Source organism: Pseudoalteromonas sp. Scap03, from assembly GCF_013393115.1.
Lineage (GTDB): Bacteria > Pseudomonadota > Gammaproteobacteria > Enterobacterales > Alteromonadaceae > Pseudoalteromonas.
This window is the reverse complement of record NZ_VDEU01000001.1, coordinates 230404-255617: the sequence shown is the minus strand read 5'-3', so window position 1 is coordinate 255617 and position 25214 is coordinate 230404. Positions and strand designations below refer to the sequence as shown.

The following is a 25214-nucleotide window of genomic DNA, read 5'->3' as shown; positions in this document are numbered from 1 at the left end:
TTAGGTAACTTGTTGAAATTTTTGCCGTTAGAACATTATCATCGCTCTGTTTTTGTGGCGCTAGCACTGCCTTTGTTAGTGGCCTCTTTTTTGTGTTTGCATTTTTATAATATAAAAATGGAACGTGCAATAACAAAAAAGACCACTGATTTTAATGCATTATCTGCGCAGCTTGATCATGATATGCAAGCAATGGGGGACTTGGTTGATGCAATGTTTGTTATGTATAACAAGCAAACTTTTCTTGTAGAAAATTATAATCTTACAGAAAACATTAACCAATATGAGCATTATTATTATCGCCAATTTGAACATTTAAACGGTGAAATTGCAGGTAAAGGCCAGTTTAGTTCTTCTGAGTCGGCACTGTTACAGTGGCAGCAGGTAATATCGCTTGCACCCTCTTTTAATACCACCTTAGCGCTGCTTTCATCTGTGCATTCTGTTGCGTATGTTGATGAACGTGGGTTTGCATACTTAACTCGGCGCGACAATACTCAAAATAATATATTTATCCCGCTATTGAATGGCGACTTTAAACCCTTACCGTCAGCAGCCAAATTGGCTTCGAGTGCAGTCATTAATCTGGGTAATAAAGCATATTTTGCGATTGGCCGTCAGCGTGAGCGAAATTCATCTGATTATATTATTTTAATTTATGACTTGCAGGCCATCTCTGGCTGGTTAAACAAAATCACCTCTAAGCAAGGTGAGTATGTTTTTATTAATCAAGCAAATCAAATTATTGCCAGTTCACAGCAGTCAATTAACCAAGCAATAAATTTTTCGACATACTGGCCTCAAATTAATACGCGCTCACCAAAGCGTACAACCCTGTCTGAACTGCTTTTTTTAATTCAACCCTCAGATCAGAGCCCGATTCATTTAGGGTTTCTTGCTGATGAGCAAATGCTGACCAGCAGCCTTGTGCAAGAAGTGGTGTTGGAGTTTATTTCATTAGCGTTATTTTTATGCTTGATGTTTTATGTCTTTTTTTGGTTAAGCAAGCGTATATTTATCAGACCTATGACAGAGCTAATGCGTTACTTAGAACATCATAACGATGACAACTCGGGATATTTAAATTACAAAATACCATTAAATTGGCAACCTTGGTTTGCTAGGGTGAAAGCTATTTTTGCGAAAAATGAACGTTTAGTTATTTCATTGCAAAATGCTAATAAAAAGTTAGATGAGCAGGTGCAGCTCAAATCTGAAAAATTAAAACATAGCGACCAAGCAAAAGAGCGGCATTTAGCCCTGCTAAATACAGTACTTAACAGCGTGCCTGACTTTATATATTTTAAAAATACAGACGGCACCTTTTTAGGTTGTAATAAAGCATTTGAGCAGTTTATAGGTAAGAGCCAAAGCGAACTTATTGGTCAAAATATGCATAGCATTAGTCGCAGCTACGAGCAAATCCAGCGGCTGGAGCAGCAAGCATTACAGCATAAAATGCAAATTCAGCAGCGTATAGACGTTGCTAAGCAAACTTATCAGTTAACGATTGCTCCGTTTTATGATGAACAGCGCCAATTGCTAGGCACAATGGGAATTGGTCGCGATATTACTGCGCAGCAACATACTCTATATGCATTAAAAGAGTCGGAATCTAAATTTAGAAGTGCCATTGAATTTGCTGCTAATGGGGTGTTTTTACTTTCACTTGAGTACGCTATTTTACAGGTTAATAAAGCCGCGCGAAAACTGTTTACCAAACATCATCAATTAACAGATACCCCGTTTGATACACTATTTAGTGACACGCAGTGGCAAGAACTCGAAGCCTTGCTGCAGCAACTACTGCACAACAAAAAACAGGTGTTTCATTTAACTTTTGCGCACACTCAATTAAATGCTTGGTTGCAGTTGAGTATGTCATTAATTTGGAATGAGAATGCTCAGCCGCTATATTATGTTATTCATATTCAAGATGTTACTGAGCTTACGAAAGCCAAAGATGATGCAGAGCGAGCCACCTTGGCTAAAAGTCGCTTTATTGCTAATTTGAGCCACGAAATACGTACTCCTCTCAATGCCATACTAGGGCTATTAGACATGTTAGTAGAGCATGGATTAACGCAGCGACAAGTGCAACTGACCAGCCAAGCGACGTATGCAGCCAATAATTTATTACAAATGCTTAATAGTATGCTTGATTTTGCGCGTGTTGAAAGTAATGAAGCAACGCTGCAATTAGCGCCTTTATGCCTAGTTGATTTGATTGATACCTGCGAAAGCTTAATTTTGCCTTTATGCCAAGCAAAGCAGATACAGCTAAAAGTTGATATTGACCCACATATTTCCCCTTTTTTAGTTGGCGACTCCATTCGTTTGCAACAAGTGTTAGGTAACTTATTAACCAATGCTGTTAAATTTACTCCTACAGGCAACGTGACATTAAAAATGCAGTTACAGCCAAGTAGCCGTAATGAGTTGCAGCGTATCTGTTTTGGGGTTATAGATACAGGTGAGGGGATTGCTCAAGCCGATCAACGCCGTTTATTTGATGCCTTCACCCAAGGCGATGAGTCATCCACTCGTCAGCATCAAGGAGTAGGTTTAGGGCTGGCAATAGTAAAACACAGTGTGGCATTAATGGGCGGGGAAATTTCACTTGATAGCGATAAAGGACAAGGTTGCTATTTTTACTTTACGCTCGATTTAGCGACCGATACCAACAAAGTTACTCGTGATGAAAATAAGTTATTAGTAATTACTAGCGCTAAAAGTACGTTACTTAATCAAGTAATTAAAGCGTATCCTGTTATTAATAACCAAACGCTTAATAGGGTAATCGCTGAACCAGAATATTTGCTGCAAGCGCACACAATAATCATTGATGCGTGTGAGCTGTCGGCCTTTTTAACACCAAAAATAAAAGCAACACTGCGTACAGCTGCTATTTCGATTGTTGTTATTACAGATAATCAAGACGAACAGCCACCAATAAATGATTCCCTTATTACCCAGTTCTTACCCTCAAGCGCACTTGCACAGCGATTACTTAATTTGAGCTCGCAAAAAATAGTGAAGGCAATTGAAAACAAAGCACAAAAACCGCGTGATACAGTCTCAGGAATATTAGTGTTAGCGATAGACGATAATCCATTGAACCTCGATATTATTAGCAGTATTTTGAGTCAAGCTGGAGTAAATGTTGTTACGATCAATGACCCGCAAAAAGGGATTGAATTGGTAAGTAGCTTACGCCCCGACTTAGTCTTAATGGATATTCAAATGCCCAAAATTGATGGCTATCAAGCGACTGAAATAATACGCCAACAGTTTGACGCTCAGCAATTACCTATTTTTGCATTAACCGCGCATAGTGAACCAGCCGACATTTCGCGCTCACTCAATGGTGGGATGAATAAACATTTAACTAAGCCTGTGGTTGCGCCAGTTTTATTTACAGCAATCGCAAGCCTTGGCATCGCTACGCCATGTTTTTTCGATAAAGCCTTTGCTTTGTCTCAGTTTGACGATGATCACTCTGTACTGCACAGTATGTTAGACAAGTTAGCGACATTAAGTGAGTCATATTCAGCTGAGCTTCAAAACAACAACCCTAGTATTGAAATGGTACGCTTAGTGCATAGTTTAAAAGGGATAGCAGGAAATTTAGGTTTTAACCGATTATTATTGTGTGCTCAACACACTGAGCAGGTATTAAAAGCGGGCGGCGAGCACGCCGCAGCTGCAATTAAAGAATTAATAATACAGTTAGAGCAAGTGCAAATTTATATAAAAAGTTTAGATGTAAGCAATGATAAATAAAGCAAAAATATTAATTGTAGATGACGATGCGCTTAACCGAATCATTTTAGAAAAAACCCTAAGTGACGAGCATGAGGTTTACTTAGTGGCTAGTGGTGAAGAGGCGTTGGTATTTGTTAAGCACACACAAGTAGACTTAATTATTTTAGACATTATTATGCCAGGCATGAATGGTTACGACGTGCTGGTGGAGCTTAAAGAAAGCAGCCTAAGCCATACAATCCCCATTATTTTTATCTCAGCGAATAGCTCTCATGAAGACGAAGCAAAAGGCTTAGAGTTAGGCGCAATGGATTACATTGTTAAGCCATTTTATGCCTCTATTGTTAAAGTGCGTGTGCGTAATCAATTACTCATTAAGCAAAAAAACGATTTATTAGAAATGCTTGCGTCTATTGATGGTTTAACAGAAATACCTAACAGACGTTATTTAGATGAAAACTTAGAACGAGAGTGGCGAAGAAGTAAGCGTAATAATTCCTCCATGTGTGTACTGCTTATCGATATTGATCACTTTAAGCGCTATAACGACTACTACGGTCATCGTGCTGGCGATGAGTGTTTAAAAGCAGTGGCGCAAACATTAGTGGCGCAATGTGAACGTGGCAGTGATTTTGTTGCCCGTTATGGTGGTGAAGAGTTTGTTGCAGTATTACCAGAAACCAATCAGCAAGGCGCTATTGCGTTTGCTAATAAATTACGCAAAGCTATTAATGACTTGAATATAGAACACAACGCATCTTTAAATGCTTCACACATTACTATTAGTATTGGAATTGCCTCAAGTGAGAGCAGTCAAGCATACACCGAGAAAGCGTTATTAGAAGAGGCTGACTCAGGTTTATATAATGCTAAAAAGTCAGGGCGCAATCAAATTAGCGCCCAATAGTATTTTCGAGAGCTTAATTTGTTAGCATCAATAACGCTGAGCTACCAATACCCACTAATTTATCATTTTTGAAAACGAGCGGTGTGCATTCATCTTTGGTCATTTTCCCATCTGAATGAATGCTGTGCGTTGCGTAGAACAAGACTTGGTAAACATCATCCTGTTTTTTTAACAATTCAGTGAAGTTAGGTGTTTTTAGTTGGTTTAACACCGACTGATACGAGCTATCCATTGCCAAGCCTGAAATGATTTCACGATTGTTTTTATGTGTTGCTTGCCAACTTGAAGAGCTATTACCTGCCCAGTGACCCTCTGCTTCGCCATCTGATACAGCGATTACACAACCCGTTAAAAAAGGAGCGGTAAGTGCAGCGATTAAAAGTGTTTTTTTCATTTTTTATTACCCTAGATGATTAATTAAAGACAATATAGCAAAGACTAGGCCAGTTTTTAAACTCTTAAAAATCAATGGCTTGTTTTTATTATGTTTGGTGGGGTGGTGGCTTTTTTAAAATATAAATCTAAAAAGCCACTTTTTAGTAATTTTGACTAAGTTACTTTTATGGCATTAAACCAAGCGGTTACGCGACTCGTGTAGACTAAATGCTGTAATATTTAAACTCACTTCTTTTACTAAACGCACGATAGATTCAGTGCTCGCCCACGCTATATGTGGTGTAAGTAGTAAGTTATCACCCGTATAATTAGCCAGAGGATTGGTCAGCTCAGCGGGCTCTTTGGTAAGTACATCAACGCCCGCACCGGCAATAATATTGGCTTTTAATGCTTCTACTAAGTCAGCTTCATTGATAATCCCACCGCGTGCGGTATTAATAATTAGCGCAGTTGGCTTCATCATTTTTAATTCATTAAGTGTAATTAAGTCGCGCGTTTCATCATTAAGTGGGCAGTGAACGCTAATAATATCCGCTGTTTTTATTGCTGTTTCAAACGGGGTGCGTCCGTTGCGACACGCCGCGCCTTTACGCTCTGCAATAATTACATTGGCGCCAAACGCTTCAGCCACTTTAGATACTGCATTACCTAAAGTGCCACCACCAATAATGGCTAATGTTTTGTCCTGGATGTCATTAAAGTTGTAATCCAGTCGACAAAACATCTCACTTTTTTGCCACGCGCCTTGCTGACAATCTGCTTGATAGCGGTGAGTATTACCTAATAAGTTAGTGATCAACGAAAAGGTATGCTGAACAACAGAAGGGGTCGAATAACCGGCAACATTAGTAACTGCTATACCTAAGTCTTTCGCGGCATTTAAATCAACATTATTGGTACCCGTTGCACTAACACAAATGAGCTTTAATGATTTTAATTGCATCATAGTGTCACGATTAATCACCACTTTGTTGGTGATTAAAACTTCTGCATTTTGGCTATGCGCTAATACTTGCTCAGGGCTAGTTAGCTGATGCACTGTGAGCTCTCCAAGTGCTGAAATACCATCCAGTGACGTGTTTGCCAGTGTTGCGTTATCAAGAATTGTTATATTCACGGTGTGTCCTAATATGTGTATGTGTTAGAGAGGGAGTAACCTCTGTACGCAGATAAAAAGATCATTATTTAATTGAATGTTATAGATTTATTTAGACTTAGCTTATTGTGTTCACATTAACAGGAGTAAAGTCATATTTAAATGTGGTCTGCCCACTGAGGGTTAACTTGCATGTTATTATGACCAACTGCCTTGCTAAGTTAACTTGAACAAAGTGCTATTAGTAAGGTCTATCCATTTGAATTAATAATTAATAGCTATAGTTTATACACATGAGCGGTTAATCTGGCAATGATGCTCAGTACTAAACTATAACGCTATGAAAACTCAGTAAATCGAACTTTAGTATTGCTAGTTTCGTATTTTTGCTTGAGTTATAATCAAAATCAGACATAACGGGGCGTTTTCGCGCGCCGTTTTTAACTTTGTAGATGCAGTAAATGATAGAACTAGAAGATAAGTACGCAGATATAAGACCTTACAATGACGATGAAGTTGCCGCCTCATTAACGCGATTAATTAACGATAATGCGTTTCTTGATGTGATAGCAAAGTATAATTTGCCACGCTTTATATCCGCAGTTGGGTTTTTAGCACGCGCTATAATAAAGCATCAGTTGCGTAAAAAATGGGGCAAAGTTAAAACAGTTGAAGATGTACAAAATGAAGTTGCACATTACTTAAATAAATTAGTAAACCGCACCACATCAAACGTTACTTTTTCGGGCTTAGAGGCGTTAGACCCTGATCAAGCCTATCTTTTTGTTTCAAACCACAGAGACATTGTACTCGATCCTGCATTGGTTAATTGGGGCCTTTTTCAGCATAAAATGAAAACCGTGAGAATTGCGATTGGTGATAACTTACTGCAAATCCCATACATTACAGAGCTTATGCGTTTAAATAAAAGTTTTATTGTAAAACGCTCAGCTAAAGCTCCAAAGGAGATGTTAAAAGCGCTGACTCAATTATCGGCTTATATTTATGACTCACTCAGCAGTGGGCATTCTATTTGGATTGCTCAAAAAGAAGGCCGTGCCAAAGATGGTGTAGATCAAACCGATCCCGCACTATTAAAAATGCTGCAACTAAATGGACGTAAACAAAAGAAAGAATTTGGCGAATACATTAAAGAACTAAAAGTGGTGCCGGTTGCAATATCTTACCAATATGAACCCTGTGCAATAGCTAAGGCAAAAGAGCTTTACCATAAACAGCATCATGGTAAATATGTGAAATCGGCGGGTGAAGATATTGCTAGCATTGTTGAAGGTTTTAGTTCAGCCAAAGGGCATGTGCACTTATCGTTTGGCCAGCCTATTCAGTCAGATTGCGATAGTGCCGATGAATTGGCAAAAACCATTGATAAGCAAATAATTGATTCGTTTTATTTGCACCCAGGCAATTATATTGCGGGTGGTTGTACTGAAGCGGTTATAAATAAAAATGATGCAGCACAATTTGCAGAGCGTTTAGCAAAAGTGCCAGAAGAATTAAGATCTTTGGTACTAGCGATGTACGCCAAACCGTATCATAGAAAAACACAAGTAGATGAACAAAGCTGTGAACATTAATTAACAGCTAAGATAAAAGCAGCAATTAATTGGCTGCTTTTTTTTTGCACAAAAATAGCGCTATACTCAAGCTATGCTTTTTTAGACTGGAGGGTTTGATGCAACAAATTGAAATATTTGATATTCCTAGCCCTTGTAAAGGTATTTGCTTGGTTAATAATCGAGGCTACTGCAAAGGATGTTATCGCAGTCGTGATGAGCGATTTTCGTGGAATTCGTTAACCAATGCCCAAAAAAAGAAAGTATTGAGCCTATGCCAACAACGCTATAAACGTTATTTACAGCAAAAAAATAAAGCTGAGCAAACCGCTTCGCCAACACGGCAGCAAGGCTTTGATTTTTAAAATTGTAGTTTGTACTTTGACCTGAGTTTAGCTACCGTGCCATTGTTGTGTAATTTCTTAAGTGTAGTCTCAAGCTGCAAAGCAATACTCGCATGGCTATTATGTAAATAATGATAAAGCGGGTAGGTAGCAACCACTTGTTTTTCATAGCAACCTAAAGCAGGAGGAATAGTTTTATTGGCCATCGCAAAATCAATCAGTAATGCAGCTTCTACTTTTTGCTGGATCAGTAAATTTAATTGAGTGGTATTATTTTTTACTTCAATAACCTCGCCTTGAAAATCAATACTGTCTAAATATCGTTGTTGCACAGGGTAGCTGGCTATAATAGCAACGCTATCCATTGTTTTAGTAGAGCTGGGTTCACAGTGCTTATAAAGCTCAAGACTAAATTTAAATAACGGGTAATTAACTCGAATTAAGTTTTTGTAAGCACTTTCAATACTAATATCACGAGCAAGCTGCCCATCTAACATGCCATTATTTGCCGCAAATAATGCATTCTGGCGATTAAAATCGATAATATTTAATTTAAAGCCTATATCTGCATACGCTAATTGTAATAGCTCAATAGTATAATTTGCTTGCTGGGTGTTCTGCGGGCGATTAAATGTATAGCTGTAACTATGGCCAAATGACGGATTGCTAAAAACTAAACCTATTAATACAAGTAGTCCTTTAGAGTATTTAAACACGTCAGTATTTCCAGTCTATTAGAGGCAAATGAGTAGGTGGGTATAATAACAAATTGGCTGTGTTTTGCCCAGTTTCTAGTCATAATCTAGCAAAGTCTATCTTTAACAATTATTGATCCCCTTAGATTATTTACGGCAGATTCTTTTTATTCGCTATAGAGTTAGTTTATTATAAGTTTAAACGTATAATCTAAGTTTTATCGGGCCAGTGAAAGGGGTAATATGAGTTATAACCTGTGTGATTTACCACGAGAGCAAAAGTATCAAATTCAGTTAGACTACGAAGCTTCATTTTGGGCATATCAAATTAAGCGTGGCAAGAAAACGCGTGAACAAGTTTACGACACCCTGCATAGTCGTCCTGTTGCGGAGCAAGGTTTTTTAAAGCAAAAGTTTGAGCAATATTTGGCACTTATGCTAAGTTAGAGTTTACTTGCTATGGTTGTTATAAAACAATTAGAACCAGTTAAAACGCCCTTAATAAATAAGTTTTATACCTTACATAAAGTTCGCGGTCGCGCAAATAAACAAGACCAACTGTGGGTCGCTTACGATAACCACACGATGATTGCGGCGTGCCGCTTACAACATAAACCGACTTTTTTATTTTTATCGACTGTTTTTGTGGCCCCTGAATACCGCTCAACTGGTGTTGCAACAAAGCTGTTAAGCACGCTTTTAAATCAGCAAACCGACGTTGTTTACACATTCGCTTACCAACATATTACTGATTTTTATCAGGCACTTGGTTTTAACCAGGTGTTAACATATACTCCTGAGTTATTAACGCTATTTGATGCATACAAGCACCGCAATATTATTGCATTGAAATATCAGCAACCCTAAATCAGCATAGGAAACACATGGGCATCTGTATTAATAGGTTTATCACAGCCATGTTTGTGCTATTTATGCTCATAAGCCTCGCTGCAACAGCGCAAGTAAAAAGGCTATCCCCGAGCGAAGGGTTATCTCAAAGCTACGTTAATACTATGCTTATTGATAATAATGGCTATTTATGGCTCTCTACTGAAGGAGGGTTAAATCGCTACGACGGCTATCAGGTTATTCCAATTAATGGCCCAAATGGTGAGTTAGAAGAGACCATTATTGATCGCATATACCAAGATCCAGAAGGACAAATTTGGATTGCTTCCTTGTTAGCGGGGCTTTTCAGGTATGACCCGCAAACAAATACCTATCAGCAGTATCTAAAAAAGCCAGTGACAGAAGAGCAAATTCTTCAGCAGTCTGTTTTTACTATGTTGGCCACAGATGATAAATCCTTGTGGATTGGACAAGGGCGAGTGTTTGCAAAACTTGATATAGCCAGTGGCTCTATTACTCCTTTATTTAAGCTGCCTGAGCAATTTGAAAATGCATTTGTACGTACCTTGTTTCATTACAATGGCTATATCTTTATTGGCAGTACAGACGGTGCTTATGTATTTAATATTGCAACGCAACAAGTACGCCCTCTAGAGCATTTAAGCGAAACCGATGTACACATCTATCAAAACAATGTGAAGTCATTTGCACTGGGTGATAGTAATCAGTTATTGGTTGGGGCTGTTAAAGGTTTATACGCTGTTGATATTAGCAATATAGAGGCATTGTTTAATAATAATGAGCAGTCATTTACAAATGAAAAGCTGCTGGCTGATTTAAATGTTTGGGATATAGATAATCAGCAGGGGGTTCTTGATTTAGCAACAGACAAAGGTCTGCTCAGCTTTAATTTGACCACCAAAACGGTGGTTAAAAATAAACGTATTCAACAAAGTAAATACACCCTTGCCGATACCAGCATTATTGATATGGTAAAAGATAAATCAGGCGGTATGTGGCTTGCGACTAAAACTGATGGTGCTTTTTATTTATCGGGAGACAACTATAAGTTTTATAATGTAGAGGGAAATGCTCTGGGAGGGGATGGATTTTCGCATCACTCAGTCTGGGCAATTAAACAATTCCAAGATAAGTTATGGTTAGGTACCCATAATGGTTTAACTGCGGTTGATATAAAAAATAACACCTCAACGGTGTATTTAAAAGATTATAAAGTTGATTTACTAACCACAGAATTTACTATTTTCAAAATTATGCCTTACAAAAATAAACTTTGGTTACAAACAAACCGAGGGCTGTTTATTTTTGACCCCCAAACCCAGCAGCTTACTCAACCTAAAACTGCCAGCCCCAAGAACCAAATATTTTTAAACGACTGGATGCATGGTATTGCCTTGTTAGAAAATGGTGATTTATATTTTGTTCACCCTGATCATGGCATGTTTAAATATAATATTGATAGCCTGATTTTAACCCCATTAAAAGGCGAGTTTTCCCAATTTGACCCGTTCTTAGCACATGGCTTTTTAGCGCCATTGCCCTCTCAGCCAAAGTGGCCGCTATTTTTTAGTGGTGGGGTGTTATACCAGTTTAATCCTGATGAGCTCAGTTTAAATACCCTTTATAAAGTACCCAAACATCATGACAATGTTGCAGTGAGAATTCTTTCGTATGTTGAAGACAGGCAAGGGATTCTATGGCTCTCTTTATCTAACTTTGGTTTGATTGGAATTGATGCCAGCAGCTATGAATTAGTGCATACCATTGATTTAGATAAAAATAAATTAGGCACACTATTATACGATATGGTGCTAGATGAAGAGGGAATGATTTGGATGAGTAGTCATAAAGGAATATGGCGACTAAACCCTAACACTATTCATTTTCAGCAGTTTACTACATCAGACGGGGTGCTTTCTGCTGAATTTAATAGTGGTGCTATGGCAAAATTAAATGATGGACGAATTGCCTATGGTAGCCTTAAAGGCTTTACCTATTTTGATCCCAAAGAGAATAAAAATAGCCAAGGTTTGTTAGAACATGTCAACATTACTCGCATTAATTTAATGTCTCGAGACTTGTCGATTAACTTACAACAGCCATTAAAAAATATTACTTTAAATCATGATGATATAGGGCTTGAAATTGCGTTCTCAGCGATGTCATTCAGTTTTCAAGAACGTATTATTTATGAATATCAGCTCGATAAAGGTAAAAAAAGTTATACCCGTAATAATCGCGTGGTGTTTCCTAAATTAAACCCCGGTAGCTACCAGTTAAAAGTCTGGGCAAAGGATCCGTTGACGGGTGAGTATACTCCGCCAGCAACGTTAAATATTAAAGTGAAATACCCGTTATGGCGGGCCCCTTACTTTTTAGCACTTTATGCTATTTTGTTGATCACTGTAGTGACTGCATGGGTGATGAGACGTAACAAAATACAGCGTATTTTATTAGCTGCACACAAAGAAAGCCAAGATAGCGAGGCGCGCTTAAAGCTTGCGCTAGAGGGGAGTGAATCGGGGGTATGGGATTGGCAAGCAAATCAGTTAAATATTTATCAGCCAAGGTTAGTCAACGAATTAGGTTATGCGGAAGACTCAGTCAGTTTAGATGACTACTTAGATAAAGTTCACCCACAAGAGCGTGCTATTTTTAGGTTAGAGTGGTTAGAATTTTTATCAACTGACAAAGGATATTTTAACTGTACTTACCGATTGCGTCATGCCAAAGGTCATTGGCGCTGGTACAAAGACTTTGGCAAAGTGGTTGAATGGAATGAAACAACTCCGCAAAAAGTAGCGGGTACGTATACCAATATGACACGCGAGATGGCATTTGAAGAACACGCTCGACTATTTACTGCCGCGTTTGAGCAGACTCGAGATTGGGTGTTTATTTTAGATAAAAACTTTAATATACGTGCTTCAAATAAGTCGCTACAAGCGGCTTTTGCTTTATCGGCAGAGCCTCGTTCAACTCGCTCACTTAATTTAGGTATGACTCGCAGTAGCTATTTTGATTATTTACGCATTATGCAAAAACTTGAAGTAGGTGAGCATTTCTCATGTGAAGATACTGTGGTATTGGCTAATAAGGAACAGCGCCATGTGTTAGTAAAAATAAGCGCTGTAGCGGATGAAAGCCAAAGATTAAGCAGTTATGTGGTTATTTTAACGGATATTCATGCCCAAAAGTCAGCTGAGAATGAGCTACATTTATTAACTAATTACGATTCATTAACGGGTTTGCCAAACAGAACTCTGTTTAACGACCGAGCTATGCATGCCATAGATCAAGCGCGTCGCCATCACAGTAAAGTCGCTTTAATACACGTAAATATAAAACGCTTTAAATACTTTAATGACTCATTTGGGACAGAAAGCGCTGATGAGATCATTAAGCTGGTGGCAAATCGTTTAAAAATAGCATTGCGTCCCTGTGATAGCGTAGCGCGTTTAAGTGGTGGTGAATTTGTTATTTTAGTTGAAGATATTCAACAAATAGAAGAAGTATTACTTATATGCACCAAGCTTATGGATTGTGTGAGTAAAGACATTGCTATGAATAACCAAAGTGTGAAGGTTCATCTAAGTATTGGGGTGGCGCTTTTCCCCGATGACGCGACGCATTATAAAGCGCTGTTAAAAGCATCAAATGTGGCGCTCTATTATGCTAAAGATGGTTTAGAAGGTGGTTACAAGTTTTACAAACAAGAAATGAATCAAAAAATTGAAAGGGCGCTGCATTTAGAGTCGCAATTGATCAAAGCGTATCATGAGCACGAGTTTTGTAATTACTATCAACCTATAATTAGTACATCTACACAAAGAACGGTAGGCTTTGAGGTGTTATTACGCTGGCCTGAAAATCAGCTAGCTAGTACGCAAGAGTTTGCAAATGTGGCTGAAAATATTGGTTTAATTACCAAAATTATGCTGCAAACATTTAAAAGAGCACTTGTACAGTTGGTGCGTTGGCGCAAGGTGAATCCCGATTTATATTTATCAATTAATTTATCAGCACTTGATTTTGAGTTTGCTGAGCTTATACCTGAAATTCGCCAGGCATTGAGTAATGCGGCACTACCGCCTGAGGCCATTGTATTTGAAATAACGGAGTCTATTTTAATGAGAGACTCAGAGTATGCGCTTAAAAATATGGATGCACTAAAGCAGCTCGGGTGTAAATTATACATGGATGACTTTGGAACGGGTTATGCTTCATTAACGTATTTAAAGCGCTTCCCCATTGATGTATTAAAAATTGATCGTAGTTTTGTGCAAGATATTGGTATTGATTCGGATAATGAAGCGATTATCCAATCCACGCTGACTTTAGCCAGCAGTTTAGGTAAAGAGTGTATTGCTGAAGGGGTTGAAAGCGCACATCAACTGGCCTTCTTAAAAGCTCAAGGTTGCAGCTACTTTCAAGGTTATTTGTTCAGTAAAGCGGTGCCTAAAGAGCAAGTGCTTGAGCTCATTGAACGCGATTGGCAGCCTGTATTTTCACAAGCTTAAAGCGCCTCTGCTTTGTGTATGTGTTATTAAGGGCGCTTACCACAATGGCGACAAAATAAATGTGAGCTGCGTTTATTAAGTTCCGCTTTTATTGCTTTATTAGCTTCTAACTTACTTAACCCGAGTTTGTAGCGAAGATCTTCTAGGTGATGTAATTGCTCGTCGGAGAGTTTACCGTCGGTTATTTGCTCATGGGTGGCATCTTCAAATAACTGACGACGTTTACGAACTTGCTCTGAAAAGCTCGACGCTAATAAACCAGTGGGTATAGCCACCATGCCCATGCTTACTAGAGTGATGACACCACCAAACAGCTTACCAATCGGTGTTATTGGCACAACATCACCATACCCAACTGTAGTTAGTGTTGCCATTGCCCACCACATAGCGGCTGGAATTGAGCCGAACTTGTCTGGTTGAATGTCATGTTCTAATAAATAAATACCGCATGAAGCTAAAATAAGTACTACTGCCATAATAAAAAATGCAGCCAATAATGAACTTGATTCATCAATAAATGCCTGTAATAACAGCTGCATAGCCCGTGAATAACGAGTGAGCTTAAATACTCTTAATAAACGTAGTACGCGTAAAAAACGTAAGTCTAAAGCAAAGAAAAACATTAATAGACTTGGCAAAATGGCGATTAAATCGATGATAGCCAGTGGTGATAAAATATAGCGGATCCGCTTTTGTGTATTGGAGCAATCCATAGAGGCGTATTTTACTCTATCTACACAGGTCCAAGCACGTATTAGGTATTCAGCACTAAATATGGCAACCGATACCAGCTCTAACATTAAAAATTCGTTGTAGTACGCAGTGGCAATGCTGTGCACTGATTCGAGTACGATGGCCACCACATTTATCATAATAATAGTGATTAGTAGGGCATCTAAAAAGTGACCGGCCCGTTGGTACTTACCTGAAGACTCAAATACTTGGTTGATGGTTTGTCTAAGTTTCTGCATAATAATTATTATAATGTGAGTAACATATTGATACTGCCTTCTTCAAAATCACGACTAATTTTAAATCCGAGTTTACGAGCCAGCTCAATCATGCCAGTGTTTTCAGGTAGGGTGATCCCCTCAACGGTTTTTACCCCTTGGCGCTTACAATGAGAAATTGCTGCATTCATTAAAATACGTCCTAATCCAAGCCCTTGGCAATCAGAACGTACTACAATAGCAAACTCTGCTTGTAAGTTATCTGGGTCCATAATCACTCGTGAAACCCCTAGGGTGTGCTGTTGCTCGTCTTGTGTTTGGGTAACAATAAACGCCATTTCGCGGTCGTAATCAATTTGCGTCATTTTCGCGAGTTGATCGTGGTTAAATTGTGGTAACTCACCAAAAAAGCGTTTATACCTATCTTCTTTGGTTAATGACTGGTCAAACGCTTGATGTGCTTGCTCATCTTCAGGTTTGATTGGTCTGAGCGTTGCGAAGGTATTATTTTTTAAAGTGACTTGTTCAACTAGTTCAATAGGGTAAGGACGAATAGATAAACGTTTTCGATGTGCTTGAGCCTGATACTGATTCAAATTCATGGTGGCATCAAGCACTAAAAACTGGCCATTACTTGCTAAAATAGGATTAAGTTCTAATGAGGTGATGTCCGGTTGATCAACCACCAATTGAGAAATTCGAGTTAGTAGTGAACACAAACGATATTTATCTACTTTTTCTGGCAGAACACGATCTTTAAGTACGCCTTTATCATGGGCGGCGGCAATTAAATATTTAGCTAGGTTCATATTCAGTGGTGGCAAAGCGACTGCGGCTTGTGCATATTCAAGCCCTGTACCGGCTTCACCTAATAAAATAACCGGCCCAAAATTAGGCTCTGTTTTAATGGCTATACGCAGCTCGTTAGCTCCCGCTCGAGGTGCCATTTTCTGTAATGAAAAACCATCAATTATGGCATCAGGGTAGGTGTTCTTTATTCTTAACAGCATGGCAAATGCGGTTTGCTCTACCTCTTGTGCATCATTGAGGTTTAGTACGACACCGCCGACTTCAGACTTAGAGGGAATACTGGGGCTAATCAATTTCAATGCCACTGGAAAGCCCAGCTCTATTGCTTGCTCTTTGGCTTCGGTTGGAGTGTAGGCAACTTCAGTTTGAATACAGTCAATGCCGTAACTACTTAAAATATGACTTGCTTGATGGGTTGATAAGTAATGTTGTTCATCATTTAAAAACTCTTTTATAGTCGCTTTCGCTGCTGCTTTATTAATAGTGGCATCGTCAGTATTTGATTCTGGCGTTTGAGTTAAATGCTTTTGGTTACGACGGTAGCTTACTAAGTGCATAAAGGCGCCTACCGCCCCTTCTGGGGTACGATAGGTAGGGATGGCGTTATTAGCGCAGATGCGTCTTGCAGCAAAAGCAGCATCTTCACCCATAAAATTAGTAATTACATACGGGCGTGCCATTTTCGGTAATTTATTTAGCGCCTCAACAATAACCTGAGCGTAATTTTCACTTGGGGCCAAAGCCGATGGAGTGTGGATGATCAGTAAGTTTTTAACTTCTTTAGCATTTAGTAATATTTCTAACGCATGCTTATAACGCACTGGCGCAGAATCGCCAAATATATCGACCGGATTGGCAGCGGTGTCTGAATGCGGGATCACTTTATTAAGTGCTTCGCGAGTTTCATCACTGAGCTGAGCAAGTTTTCCTGAGCTTTGAATGAGTTCATCAACCGCCATCACTCCAGGGCCGCCACCATTGGTTAATATGGTAAGTTGCTCTACTTGCAGTAACTTAGGATGCATTGCCAAGGTTTGGGTGGCGGCAAAGAGCTCACGTAAGTCGTTTACTCTTAGCATACCCGCACGTTGAAACATGGCATCATATACCGCATCTGAGCTTTGTTTTCCGCCGGTGTGTATTTCAGCGGCGAGAGCCCCTGCGCTGGTTCTGCCAGTTTTAATAGCAATAACAGGTTTAGAAAATGCGGCTGCTCGAGCGGCAGAAATAAAGCTGCGGATATCATCAATATTATCGATGTACAGTAAGATGGCTTTGGTTTTAGCATCACGACCTAAAAAGTCGAGTATTTCGTCAAACTCAATATCTAAACAATCCCCCATAGATACAAAGTATGAAAAGCCAATTTCTTTATTTTTTGCCCAATCAAGAATAGTTGAGCAAACTGCTGCAGATTGCGATACAAAAGCCAGTTTACCTGGTGTGGCAACAGTATGAGAAAAGCTTGCATTTAAGCCTATATGCGGAATAAGCAACCCTAAACAATTTGAGCCAAGCAGGGTGACTTTATGCTTAGCTGCGCTCTCTTTGAGTGCCTGTTTTTGAGCTGTAGTTAAACCATCCGCAATAATAATGGCACTATGACAGCCAAGCGTACCTAGCTGCTCAATAATTTTCATTAAGGTGTTTTTATTGGTACAGATAACGGCTAAATCAGGCACTTTAGGTAAGGCTTCAATACTGGGGTAAGCCAATACGCCGTGTACCGCTGTATGATTTGGGGTAACGGGCATAATAGGCCCTTTAAAGCCACCTTGCAGTAAGTTGCGCATTACCACATTACCCGCGCGAGTGGCGGTGTTTGATGCCCCAATAACAGCAACAGAGCTTGGGTTAAAAAACTGGTTAATACGTTTTAGACTCATTGCGTTTCCTTGGCTGATTAAGTTTTGCGTTCTGTACTGTCTCAATGTAACCTGTTTATTGTGTTTTTTCGAGCGTGAACATGCTTATTATTGATATTAGGGTCTGTTGACCTTTCAAGGTTAAACTTGCAGCTGTCTGTTTGGTATTTAGGCAAGGCAGAGCCTATGTGGTGTGGTATTCCCCATAAATAGGCGATAACGCAGCATAAATGCCAAACAGGCGCTGCCCGAAGAGTTCTGCCTAGGGGCGATTTACTCTTTGTTGCTCGGTTTTTACTTAGCCCACTAGGTTACAAACCTCGCGCCGCGATTAAATCGCCCCTAGTTTGAACAAATTTTAATCCGCAAAGGTCAACAGACCCTAATCAAGGAGAGTGAAGTGAATAAAATATCGAATGTAACCGTTGTTATGGCAGCAGTTTGTTTAAGCATCGGCTTAATTGCATTGGGCTTTATCATCAAAGGAGCCGCACTTGATATTAAAGGCATGGAGCGCACTGTTCAGGTCAAAGGCTTAGCAGAGCGTGAAGTGGTCGCTGATACTGTTATTTGGCCGCTGCAGTTTAATGACGCCGATAACAACCTTGAAAAGCTTGTTGAGCGAGTTGAGCAAAAAAATGATGCTGTAATTGCCTTTTTAAAGCTACATGGCTTTGACGATGAGGAAATATCGACAGGCACTCAATCTATTATTGATAAGCAAGCGCGTGAATACGCGAACGACAATCAAAAGTTTAGATACGTTATTAGCTCAAATATTATTGTTTACTCTAATGCCCCTGATAAAGTTAAAAACGCACTGAGTAAAGTGAGTCAGTTAGCTAAACAAAATATAGCCATAGTGCAAGATAACTATCAAACTCGTATTGAATATATTTTTACTGGGCTTAACGATATAAAGCCAGCCATGGTGCAAGAAGCCACAGAAAAAGCTCGTGAAGTAGCAAATAAATTTGCGAAAGATTCAAACTCCCTTTTAGGTAAAATTAAAACCGCACGCCAAGGGCAGTTTAGTATTAGCGATCGGGATTCAAACACACCGCAAATTAAAAATGTACGCGTGGTTACTAGCGTAGAATATTACTTATCAGATTAGTGCCGCTACTTGTTCAGTAGAGCGCTGTAAATATGCGGCGCTTAATAGCAAGGTAATTTCGCTTGGAGGGTCGTTTTTTAATGCCTCAAGCAATTGTAATTTTGCTCTAGGATTTTGTTTTTGTTCTATTTCCATTAATGCCAGTAAGGCTGAGAATTCATGCTTTACCGGAATGTTAGGCTTATGTGCATAAACGATATAGCTGGCCACAGGAGTGAGCCCGTACTGATTGATTTGCGCCAATGCATGCAGTAACTCTTCATTAGATTCAAATAACATTAACGAGCGAACATAGTTAAAAGGCAATTGACTCGGCGCTGCGTGCTTGAACACATTATGTAACACGTTATTGCCATGGCTATCTGTACTAATAAAGCCTTTATTTAATTTAAGCGCAGGAGTAAAAAAGCTCAGTGCATCTAAACTGGTTAGCTTTTCAATAAACGGCGCTGGTGGCGTATTGCTCGCTAAAATTCGCACGGCAATGTTTTGCATAAAATCGTATTTAATACTCATGCGTAACGCGCTTTCAAACAGGTAATTAAGCTGCATCACTTTTTGAGCGTCAGTAAGCTTTTTAAAGTCGTTATCAAGCTCATCAAACTGTTGTTGTTTAATACGCGCATTGAGTAGCTGTATGCTTAGATCCATTCTGTTCTCCTTGAATACCTACTTTATCCTAGCTTAATTTTTTGCTTTATAAAACAAAAGGCCGCAATTGCGACCTTTTATATGTTTAAGTAGTTACTTGATAATTAAGCTTGTTTGCTAGCAACCCACTCATCAACAAAGTTTTCTAGAACGTTCAGTGGTACAGGGCCATTCTTAAGCACTACGTCGTGGAACTGACGAATATCAAACTTGTCGCCAAGTTGCTCTTTAGCTGCTTCACGTAGTTCTAATATTTTCAGCATACCTACTTTGTAAGCCGTTGCTTGTGATGGCATTACAATATGACGCTCAACCATTTTTACACCGTCAGAAGTGGCGTTAGGAGTGTTGTTAACGTAGTAATCAATACCTTCTTGGCGAGTCCACTTCATTGCGTGAATACCGGTATCAACCACTAGACGACAGGCACGCCATAACTCCATAGCTAAACGACCAAAATCTGAATACGGGTCTTCATAAAGGCCCATTTCTTTTGGTAGTAACTCTGAGTATAAACCCCAACCTTCAATGTAGGCTGTGTAACCACCAAATTTACGGAACTTAGGCACGCCTTCTAATTCTTGTGAAATAGCAATTTGCATGTGATGACCCGGAATACCTTCATGGTAAGCTAGAGCTTCCATTTGGTAAGTTGGCATTGCTTCCATGTCGTATAGGTTGGCGTAGTAAATACCTGGGCGAGAACCATCTGGCGCAGGTTGTTGATAAAACGCTTTACCTGCCGCTTTTTCACGGAAAGCTTCAACACGTTTTACTATCATGTCGGCTTTTGGCTTTACAATAAACAGCTCATCTAAGCGTGTTTTCATGTTATCAATTAAGCCTTTAGCTTCACTTAGGTACTGCGCTTTACCCGCTTCAGTATTAGCAAGGTAGAATTGCTTGTCGGTTTTCATAAACTGCATAAAAGCGTTTAAGTCGCCCTCAAAGCCAACTTTATCTTTAATAGCACGCATTTCATCATGAATACGTGACACTTCGGCAAGACCAATAGCATGAATTTCTTTTGCAGTAAGGTCTGTCGTAGTTGTACGTTTAAGCGCGTTATTGTAAAACGCTTCGCCATCAGGGAATTTCCAAGCACCGTCACGGTCATCAGCACGTTTTTCTAGCTGTGCAATGTAGTTAATTAACTTAGAGTAAGCAGGTTTAACTGCTGTTTTTAATGCTTTAGTCGCTTTACTAATAAGTGCATCTTTTTCAGCTTGGTCGATTTCTAATGCATTTACCTTGCGTTTAAAGTCAGCTAAAAGCGTAGAATCTTCACCTTGTTCAAACGGCGCACCTTTAATGATGTTTTTGCTTGAATCAATCACGTGTGGAAATACAAATTTAGGTGCAATAATGTTTTTATCGGCGCGAATTTCTAAGCCGGTAATAAGTTGCTCAAATACACCTGGCACCCCATTTAAACGAGCAATGTAATCGTTGGCTTCTTTTACGTTGCTAATTTGATGCTGGTTAATTAAAAAAGCCGGCACCATAGAGTGCGTACCAAACATCTGGTTTACTGGGTAGTTATGGTAACGCCATTTAAAATCAGCAATGCTGGCTTCTAAATCTTGTTTTTTTAAATCATAACTTACTTGAGTCGCTGCATCTAATTGCGCACGGTTAATGCTGTTGAGGGTGACCAAATCGGCTTTAGTTTGCGCCAAGTCTTTAAGCGCTTTTTCTTCGCTGTTGTCATCCCATTTATCGTAATCTTTTTTGATGCCCATGTAGGTTTGATAAACTGGGCTGCTCATTACATCACGATTAAAAGTGTCTTCAAAAAAAGCATTCGCTTTATCAATTTCACTTTGTACCGGTTGAGCTTGAACCGCCGGTGCTGGCGTTGATTGTTGTGTTGCTTGTTGGCAACCAGCAAGCAGTGCCACGCTTACCGTGGCAGCAATTAGAGTAAGTTTACGCATTCGTTTCCCTTTTGTTGTTAGAAACCCATTAGGGTATTTTAATTTTTCATGTATTTACTTTACATGCGCATAACGCCAAAAGCGTTATACGAACAATTCTAGCAGGTCATTTAAAAAGCGATGGCCTTTAAGGCTTACTTGCCAATGGCCGTCTTTTTCTATTAATAAACCTGTGTTAATGGCTTTATTCAAAGCCGCTTGTTGGCTTTGTAATGGCTGATTAGTCAGTGCACTGTAGTCTTCAATCGGGCATGGCTCTGTTAAACGAAAGCGATTCATAAAAAATTCAAACGCTAAGTCGTCTTGTTCTACTTGCCAGCTTTTGTACAAGTAGGGCTTAATAATGTCCATGTAGCCCCGTGGATGTTTAACCTTTTCAGTGCGTGTTATCACCCCCGTTTTCGCATCAGTGACCTTACCATGGGCGCCACAGCCAATACCAAGATAATCGCCAAACCGCCAATAATTCAAGTTATGTTGGCATTGAAAGCCCGGTTTTGCATACCCCGATATTTCGTATTGCTGATAGCCTGCTTGTGCTAATAATGCTTGGCCTTGTTCTTGAATATCCCATAAGGTCTCATCTTGCGGCAACGTGGGCGGTTTTGAAGCAAATTGTGTATTAGGCTCAATGGTGAGCTGATACCAAGAAATATGTGGAGGGCTCAGGGCAATAATTTGTTTTAAATCACTTAGTGCGTCATCGAGAGATTGCCCTGGTAAACCATGCATTAAATCAAGGTTAAAGCTATTCAACCCTGCTTCAGTAGCTTGTTGTGCCGCATAACAGGCTTCATCGGCACCATGAATTCGGCCTAAGGCTTTTAACTTATCATTTTGCATGCTTTGCACGCCAATAGAGATACGGTTAATCCCTGCTTTTACATAATCTTTAAAACGGCCAGTTTCGACTGTGCCCGGGTTTGCTTCAAGGGTTATTTCACAGTTATCGCTTAAACCAATTAGGTTATCGATTTCATTGAGTAAACGGGTATATGCTGCGCCGGTTAATAGGCTTGGCGTGCCGCCGCCAATAAAAATACTGTGAATTTTTCGCCCTTGTACTAAGTGTAAATCAGCTTTTAAATCGTCAATTAAGTGCTGTACATATTCAGCTTCAGGGATGTCACCTTTTTGCCCGTGGCTATTAAAGTCGCAGTAAGGGCATTTTTGCACGCACCAAGGCACGTGCACATATAAACTCAGTGGAGGAAGGTTCACAGGCCGCCTTTGTGTTGTAACTCTTGTAGTAATTTATTAAGTGCTTGCCCACGGTGACTTAGTGCATTCTTCTGCTCTTTTGTAAGCTCTGCACTGGTACAATTTTCTGATGGTACAAAAAAGATAGGATCGTAACCAAAGCCACCTTTACCGTGTTGGCTAAGGGTAATTTCGCCCTCCCAGCTAGCACTGCAAATAAGTGGAGTAGGGTCGTCGGCATGACGCATTAGTACCAACACACACCAAAAGCGAGCGCTGCGATTAGGGTTGTTGCCTAAATCAGCCAGTAATTTATCGATATTATCTTGATCGCTTGCGCTATTTCCTGCAAAACGAGCAGAGTAAACACCTGGCGCGCCATTCAGGCCATCCACTTCTAAGCCTGAATCATCTGCAATAGCAGGCAGTCCGGTAATTTTAGCCGCATGACGCGCTTTAATTATCGCGTTTTCTACAAACGTGGTGCCTGTTTCGGCTACGTCACTGACATTAAAGTCGCTTTGCGGTACAACATTAATATTAAGTGAGCTGAGCATGTTAGCCAGCTCATTCACTTTTCCGGGGTTACCGGTTGCAAGTACTAAGGTGTTGGTCATATTTAATCTACGTAAAATTTTTGCTTAAACTTTAATGTTTGAAACTGATTACCTTGTTGGATTTCAATTTCAAAACGTAAAATTTCTTCGTTGGTGTAATCTACTTGTGCTAGGTAATAAATTGAATCGCCTTCAACGACTTCTTTAAAGTTAAGGGTTTGCTTGTTACCTAATAAGTTTTTAGCGATACCTTGTAATGTCGCTTTTTGAGCGGCTTTATCTGCATTATTTTTTAATATTGAAATATTAACAATACCTTTATAGCCACTACGCTCAAGGTCATAGGCTTTAGCTATTTGCGGTTGAATAAACGTTGATGGAAAGGCTATGTAATGAACTTGCCAAGGGCCTAGTTCTTTGTATTGGGCGCCTTGTTCTTGAGCGCTGTGTGCATTAAATGCTAAAGCGAGACAAGCAATAAAACAAAACTTTATTAAACGTTGCATGGTTAACTCCTGAGTATGTAAAAAAGAGGCGCTAGGCCTCTTTTATATTACGTTGTGCTTAAGCTAAAAGGTCCATTAGCAGCATTTGTAAAAACTGAATGCCGATGATCAGTACCAATACCGATAAGTCTAAGCCTCCTAGTGGAGGTAAGATTTTACGGATCGGCTTTAACATTGGCTCAGTAAGCTGATGGAATACCGCTTCAATTGGGTTATAGCCTTGGCTTACCCAGCTTAAAATAGCGCGGACGATTAACACCCAAAAGACTAAATTTAAACCTTCTTTTAAAACAGTTATTAGCGCCTGTATAAGCACAGGTTGAATAGCCCAAGAGCTATAAATAAGCCACATTAATGTACTTATTTTTGCCGCAGCCACTATAAATGCCAGCAACAAAGAGGCTAAATCAAGCCCGCCTAGCCCTGGAATGATTTTTCGCAGCGGGTTAACTGCAAACGAAGTGGCTTTGACCACAAATTGGCTCATCGGGTTGTAAAAGTCGGCTTTTGCCCACTGTAGCCAAAAACGCAGTAGTACCACCATTAAAAATAGATCAAACAAGGTGCTAATTAAAAATTGCATGGCATTCATAGTATAACCTTCAATAAAAAATGGTTTTAAAGTTCTTGTTCCATTTGCACTGCACGCGCAATACACGCATCCATTGCATCACCCACAGTTTGGGTTAAACCTTGCGCTTTTAAATGCTCAACAGCTGCATGCGTGGTACCGCCTTTTGAGGTTACATTTGCACGCAGTTGCGAAATGCTAATATCTGGTTGGCTAAGTGCCATTTCAGCTGCGCCTAGCGCTGTTTGCTGTACTAAGCGACGCGCGTCTTCATCATTAAAGCCAAGTGCTTTCGCTTTTTCTTCAATCGCTTCCATAAATAAGAAAAAGTAAGCTGGCGATGAGCCTGTCACAGCAATGATATCGTTAATTTGCGATTCTTGCTCTACCCACACAACTATACCTGTACATTCAAAAACTTGTTGTACAAATTCATGTTCGCTTTGCGTTTCGCCAGCGCCATATAAGCCCGATACACCACGGCCAAGTAACGACGGTGTATTTGGCATACAACGCACCATTTTCACATCTTGGCCAAGCATTTCACGTAAGCGTTTAACGGTTAAGCCTGCAGCGACTGAGATAAATAATTTATCACTAAAGTCGATGCCTGAATCTTGAAATGATTGGCACAAGTCGCCCATCATTTGTGGTTTAACAGACAGAACAATGACATCTGCATCGCGCATAGCTTCGTTATTATCACTGGTGGTTTGCACCTTAAAGTCGGATGCTACCTTGGCTAGTTTTTCTTGGTTGCGGTTAGTTGCAATAATATTGTTTGCGTTAAAGCCGTTTTTTACCATGCCACCAATGATGGCGTAGCTCATATTACCTGTGCCTATAAATGCGATTTTTTTATCTGACATATGTCTGTTATCAC

At 39.7% G+C, this 25214-nt stretch carries 20 protein-coding genes; 8 read left to right on the top strand and 12 right to left on the bottom strand.

Features of this window, described 5'->3' with window-relative positions; genetic code table 11:
• Window positions 1–12 precede the first annotated feature (12 nt).
• Together FHG08_RS01155 and FHG08_RS01150 are read left to right on the top strand one after the other, a co-directional pair.
• Entirely contained in the window at window positions 13–3783 is a 3771-nt protein-coding gene (locus FHG08_RS01155) for a PAS domain-containing hybrid sensor histidine kinase/response regulator (protein ID WP_178956580.1), read from the top strand.
• Window positions 3773–4672, top strand: a complete 900-nt coding sequence (locus FHG08_RS01150; protein ID WP_178956579.1) for a diguanylate cyclase — start codon at window positions 3773–3775, stop codon at window positions 4670–4672. Before FHG08_RS01155 ends, FHG08_RS01150 begins: the two co-directional genes overlap by 11 nt.
• Window positions 4673–4685: 13 nt before the next feature.
• On the opposite strand, the gene FHG08_RS01145 is transcribed toward FHG08_RS01150, so the two are convergent.
• Together FHG08_RS01145 and FHG08_RS01140 are read right to left on the bottom strand one after the other, a co-directional pair.
• Window positions 4686–5066: a DUF3192 domain-containing protein gene (locus FHG08_RS01145; RefSeq protein ID WP_178956578.1), complete on the bottom strand. Its 381-nt coding sequence runs from the start codon at window positions 5064–5066 to the stop codon at window positions 4686–4688.
• A 174-nt stretch (window positions 5067–5240) separates the two neighbouring features.
• A complete protein-coding gene (locus tag FHG08_RS01140) occupies window positions 5241–6185 on the bottom strand; it encodes a D-2-hydroxyacid dehydrogenase (protein ID WP_138609132.1) in 945 nt (314 codons plus the stop codon).
• A 440-nt stretch (window positions 6186–6625) separates the two neighbouring features.
• Here FHG08_RS01140 and FHG08_RS01135 point away from each other — a divergent pair, with 440 nt between their 5' ends.
• On the top strand, window positions 6626–7759 hold the full coding sequence (locus FHG08_RS01135) for a 1-acyl-sn-glycerol-3-phosphate acyltransferase (protein WP_178956577.1): 1134 nt from the start codon (window positions 6626–6628) through the stop codon (window positions 7757–7759).
• A 98-nt stretch (window positions 7760–7857) separates the two neighbouring features.
• Window positions 7858–8103: a DUF1289 domain-containing protein gene (locus tag FHG08_RS01130; protein ID WP_138609136.1), complete on the top strand. Its 246-nt coding sequence runs from the start codon at window positions 7858–7860 to the stop codon at window positions 8101–8103.
• On the opposite strand, the gene FHG08_RS01125 is transcribed toward FHG08_RS01130, so the two are convergent.
• A complete protein-coding gene (locus FHG08_RS01125) occupies window positions 8100–8798 on the bottom strand; it encodes a transporter substrate-binding domain-containing protein (RefSeq protein ID WP_178956576.1) in 699 nt (232 codons plus the stop codon). The two genes, FHG08_RS01130 and FHG08_RS01125, sit on opposite strands and share 4 nt — an antisense overlap.
• A 222-nt stretch (window positions 8799–9020) precedes the next feature.
• Here FHG08_RS01125 and FHG08_RS01120 point away from each other — a divergent pair, with 222 nt between their 5' ends.
• From FHG08_RS01120 to FHG08_RS01110, 3 genes are read left to right on the top strand one after another with little or no spacing between them, the layout of a single operon-like run.
• Window positions 9021–9224 (top strand): DUF3283 family protein, encoded by a 204-nt coding sequence (locus FHG08_RS01120; RefSeq protein WP_008113353.1) that lies wholly within the window; start codon window positions 9021–9023, stop codon window positions 9222–9224.
• A 12-nt stretch (window positions 9225–9236) separates the two neighbouring features.
• The gene (locus FHG08_RS01115; protein ID WP_138609142.1) at window positions 9237–9644 is read left to right on the top strand and encodes a GNAT family N-acetyltransferase; all 408 of its coding nucleotides are present in this window, start codon (window positions 9237–9239) and stop codon (window positions 9642–9644) included.
• Window positions 9645–9661: 17 nt separating this feature from the next.
• A complete protein-coding gene (locus FHG08_RS01110) occupies window positions 9662–14167 on the top strand; it encodes an EAL domain-containing protein (RefSeq protein ID WP_178956575.1) in 4506 nt (1501 codons plus the stop codon).
• A 26-nt stretch (window positions 14168–14193) separates the two neighbouring features.
• Here FHG08_RS01110 and FHG08_RS01105 read toward each other — a convergent pair whose 3' ends face one another.
• On the bottom strand, window positions 14194–15138 hold the full coding sequence (locus FHG08_RS01105; protein ID WP_109874122.1) for an ion transporter: 945 nt from the start codon (window positions 15136–15138) through the stop codon (window positions 14194–14196).
• An 8-nt stretch (window positions 15139–15146) separates the two neighbouring features.
• A complete protein-coding gene (locus tag FHG08_RS01100) occupies window positions 15147–17813 on the bottom strand; it encodes a bifunctional acetate--CoA ligase family protein/GNAT family N-acetyltransferase (RefSeq protein ID WP_178956574.1) in 2667 nt (888 codons plus the stop codon).
• A 379-nt stretch (window positions 17814–18192) separates the two neighbouring features.
• Between FHG08_RS01100 and FHG08_RS01095 the strand changes: the two genes are divergently transcribed.
• Window positions 18193–18909 carry an SIMPL domain-containing protein gene (locus FHG08_RS01095; protein ID WP_075169840.1) on the top strand — a complete coding sequence of 239 codons (717 nt, stop codon included), beginning with the start codon at window positions 18193–18195 and terminating at the stop codon, window positions 18907–18909.
• Here FHG08_RS01095 and FHG08_RS01090 read toward each other — a convergent pair.
• From FHG08_RS01090 to proC, 7 genes are all read right to left on the bottom strand, one after another.
• Window positions 18901–19560 carry a hypothetical protein gene (locus tag FHG08_RS01090; protein ID WP_178956573.1) on the bottom strand — a complete coding sequence of 220 codons (660 nt, stop codon included), beginning with the start codon at window positions 19558–19560 and terminating at the stop codon, window positions 18901–18903. The two genes, FHG08_RS01095 and FHG08_RS01090, sit on opposite strands and share 9 nt — an antisense overlap.
• A gap of 104 nt (window positions 19561–19664) precedes the next feature.
• Window positions 19665–21497, bottom strand: a complete 1833-nt coding sequence (locus FHG08_RS01085; RefSeq protein WP_178956572.1) for a DUF885 family protein — start codon at window positions 21495–21497, stop codon at window positions 19665–19667.
• Between the two features lie 84 nt (window positions 21498–21581).
• On the bottom strand, window positions 21582–22718 hold the full coding sequence (gene hemW / locus FHG08_RS01080; RefSeq protein WP_138609264.1) for a radical SAM family heme chaperone HemW: 1137 nt from the start codon (window positions 22716–22718) through the stop codon (window positions 21582–21584).
• The gene (locus FHG08_RS01075; protein ID WP_138569545.1) at window positions 22715–23314 is read right to left on the bottom strand and encodes an XTP/dITP diphosphatase; all 600 of its coding nucleotides are present in this window, start codon (window positions 23312–23314) and stop codon (window positions 22715–22717) included. Before FHG08_RS01075 ends, hemW begins: the two co-directional genes overlap by 4 nt.
• Before the next feature lie 2 nt (window positions 23315–23316).
• Window positions 23317–23760 (bottom strand): DUF4426 domain-containing protein, encoded by a 444-nt coding sequence (locus FHG08_RS01070; protein WP_055012523.1) that lies wholly within the window; start codon window positions 23758–23760, stop codon window positions 23317–23319.
• 58 nt (window positions 23761–23818) lie between these two features.
• Window positions 23819–24352, bottom strand: coding sequence for a YggT family protein (locus tag FHG08_RS01065; RefSeq protein WP_178956571.1), 534 nt, complete (start codon window positions 24350–24352; stop codon window positions 23819–23821).
• Window positions 24353–24378: 26 nt separating this feature from the next.
• Window positions 24379–25200 (bottom strand): pyrroline-5-carboxylate reductase, encoded by an 822-nt coding sequence (gene proC / locus FHG08_RS01060; RefSeq protein WP_138609266.1) that lies wholly within the window; start codon window positions 25198–25200, stop codon window positions 24379–24381.
• Window positions 25201–25214 lie beyond the last annotated feature (14 nt).

Excerpts from the sequence above, each read along its gene's own strand:
- FHG08_RS01150 (WP_178956579.1), top strand. The coding sequence starts at position 3,773 with ATGATAAATAAAGCAAAAATATTAATTGTAGATGACGATGCGCTTAAC.
- FHG08_RS01145 (WP_178956578.1), bottom strand. The coding sequence starts at position 5,066 with ATGAAAAAAACACTTTTAATCGCTGCACTTACCGCTCCTTTTTTAACG.
- FHG08_RS01135 (WP_178956577.1), top strand. The coding sequence starts at position 6,626 with ATGATAGAACTAGAAGATAAGTACGCAGATATAAGACCTTACAATGAC.
- FHG08_RS01130 (WP_138609136.1), top strand. The coding sequence starts at position 7,858 with ATGCAACAAATTGAAATATTTGATATTCCTAGCCCTTGTAAAGGTATT.
- FHG08_RS01120 (WP_008113353.1), top strand. The coding sequence starts at position 9,021 with ATGAGTTATAACCTGTGTGATTTACCACGAGAGCAAAAGTATCAAATT.
- FHG08_RS01115 (WP_138609142.1), top strand. The coding sequence starts at position 9,237 with ATGGTTGTTATAAAACAATTAGAACCAGTTAAAACGCCCTTAATAAAT.
- FHG08_RS01110 (WP_178956575.1), top strand. The coding sequence starts at position 9,662 with ATGGGCATCTGTATTAATAGGTTTATCACAGCCATGTTTGTGCTATTT.
- FHG08_RS01105 (WP_109874122.1), bottom strand. The coding sequence starts at position 15,138 with ATGCAGAAACTTAGACAAACCATCAACCAAGTATTTGAGTCTTCAGGT.
- FHG08_RS01100 (WP_178956574.1), bottom strand. The coding sequence starts at position 17,813 with ATGAGTCTAAAACGTATTAACCAGTTTTTTAACCCAAGCTCTGTTGCT.
- FHG08_RS01090 (WP_178956573.1), bottom strand. The coding sequence starts at position 19,560 with ATGGATCTAAGCATACAGCTACTCAATGCGCGTATTAAACAACAACAG.
- FHG08_RS01085 (WP_178956572.1), bottom strand. The coding sequence starts at position 21,497 with ATGCGTAAACTTACTCTAATTGCTGCCACGGTAAGCGTGGCACTGCTT.
- FHG08_RS01075 (WP_138569545.1), bottom strand. The coding sequence starts at position 23,314 with ATGACCAACACCTTAGTACTTGCAACCGGTAACCCCGGAAAAGTGAAT.
- FHG08_RS01070 (WP_055012523.1), bottom strand. The coding sequence starts at position 23,760 with ATGCAACGTTTAATAAAGTTTTGTTTTATTGCTTGTCTCGCTTTAGCA.
- FHG08_RS01065 (WP_178956571.1), bottom strand. The coding sequence starts at position 24,352 with ATGAATGCCATGCAATTTTTAATTAGCACCTTGTTTGATCTATTTTTA.
- proC (WP_138609266.1), bottom strand. The coding sequence starts at position 25,200 with ATGTCAGATAAAAAAATCGCATTTATAGGCACAGGTAATATGAGCTAC.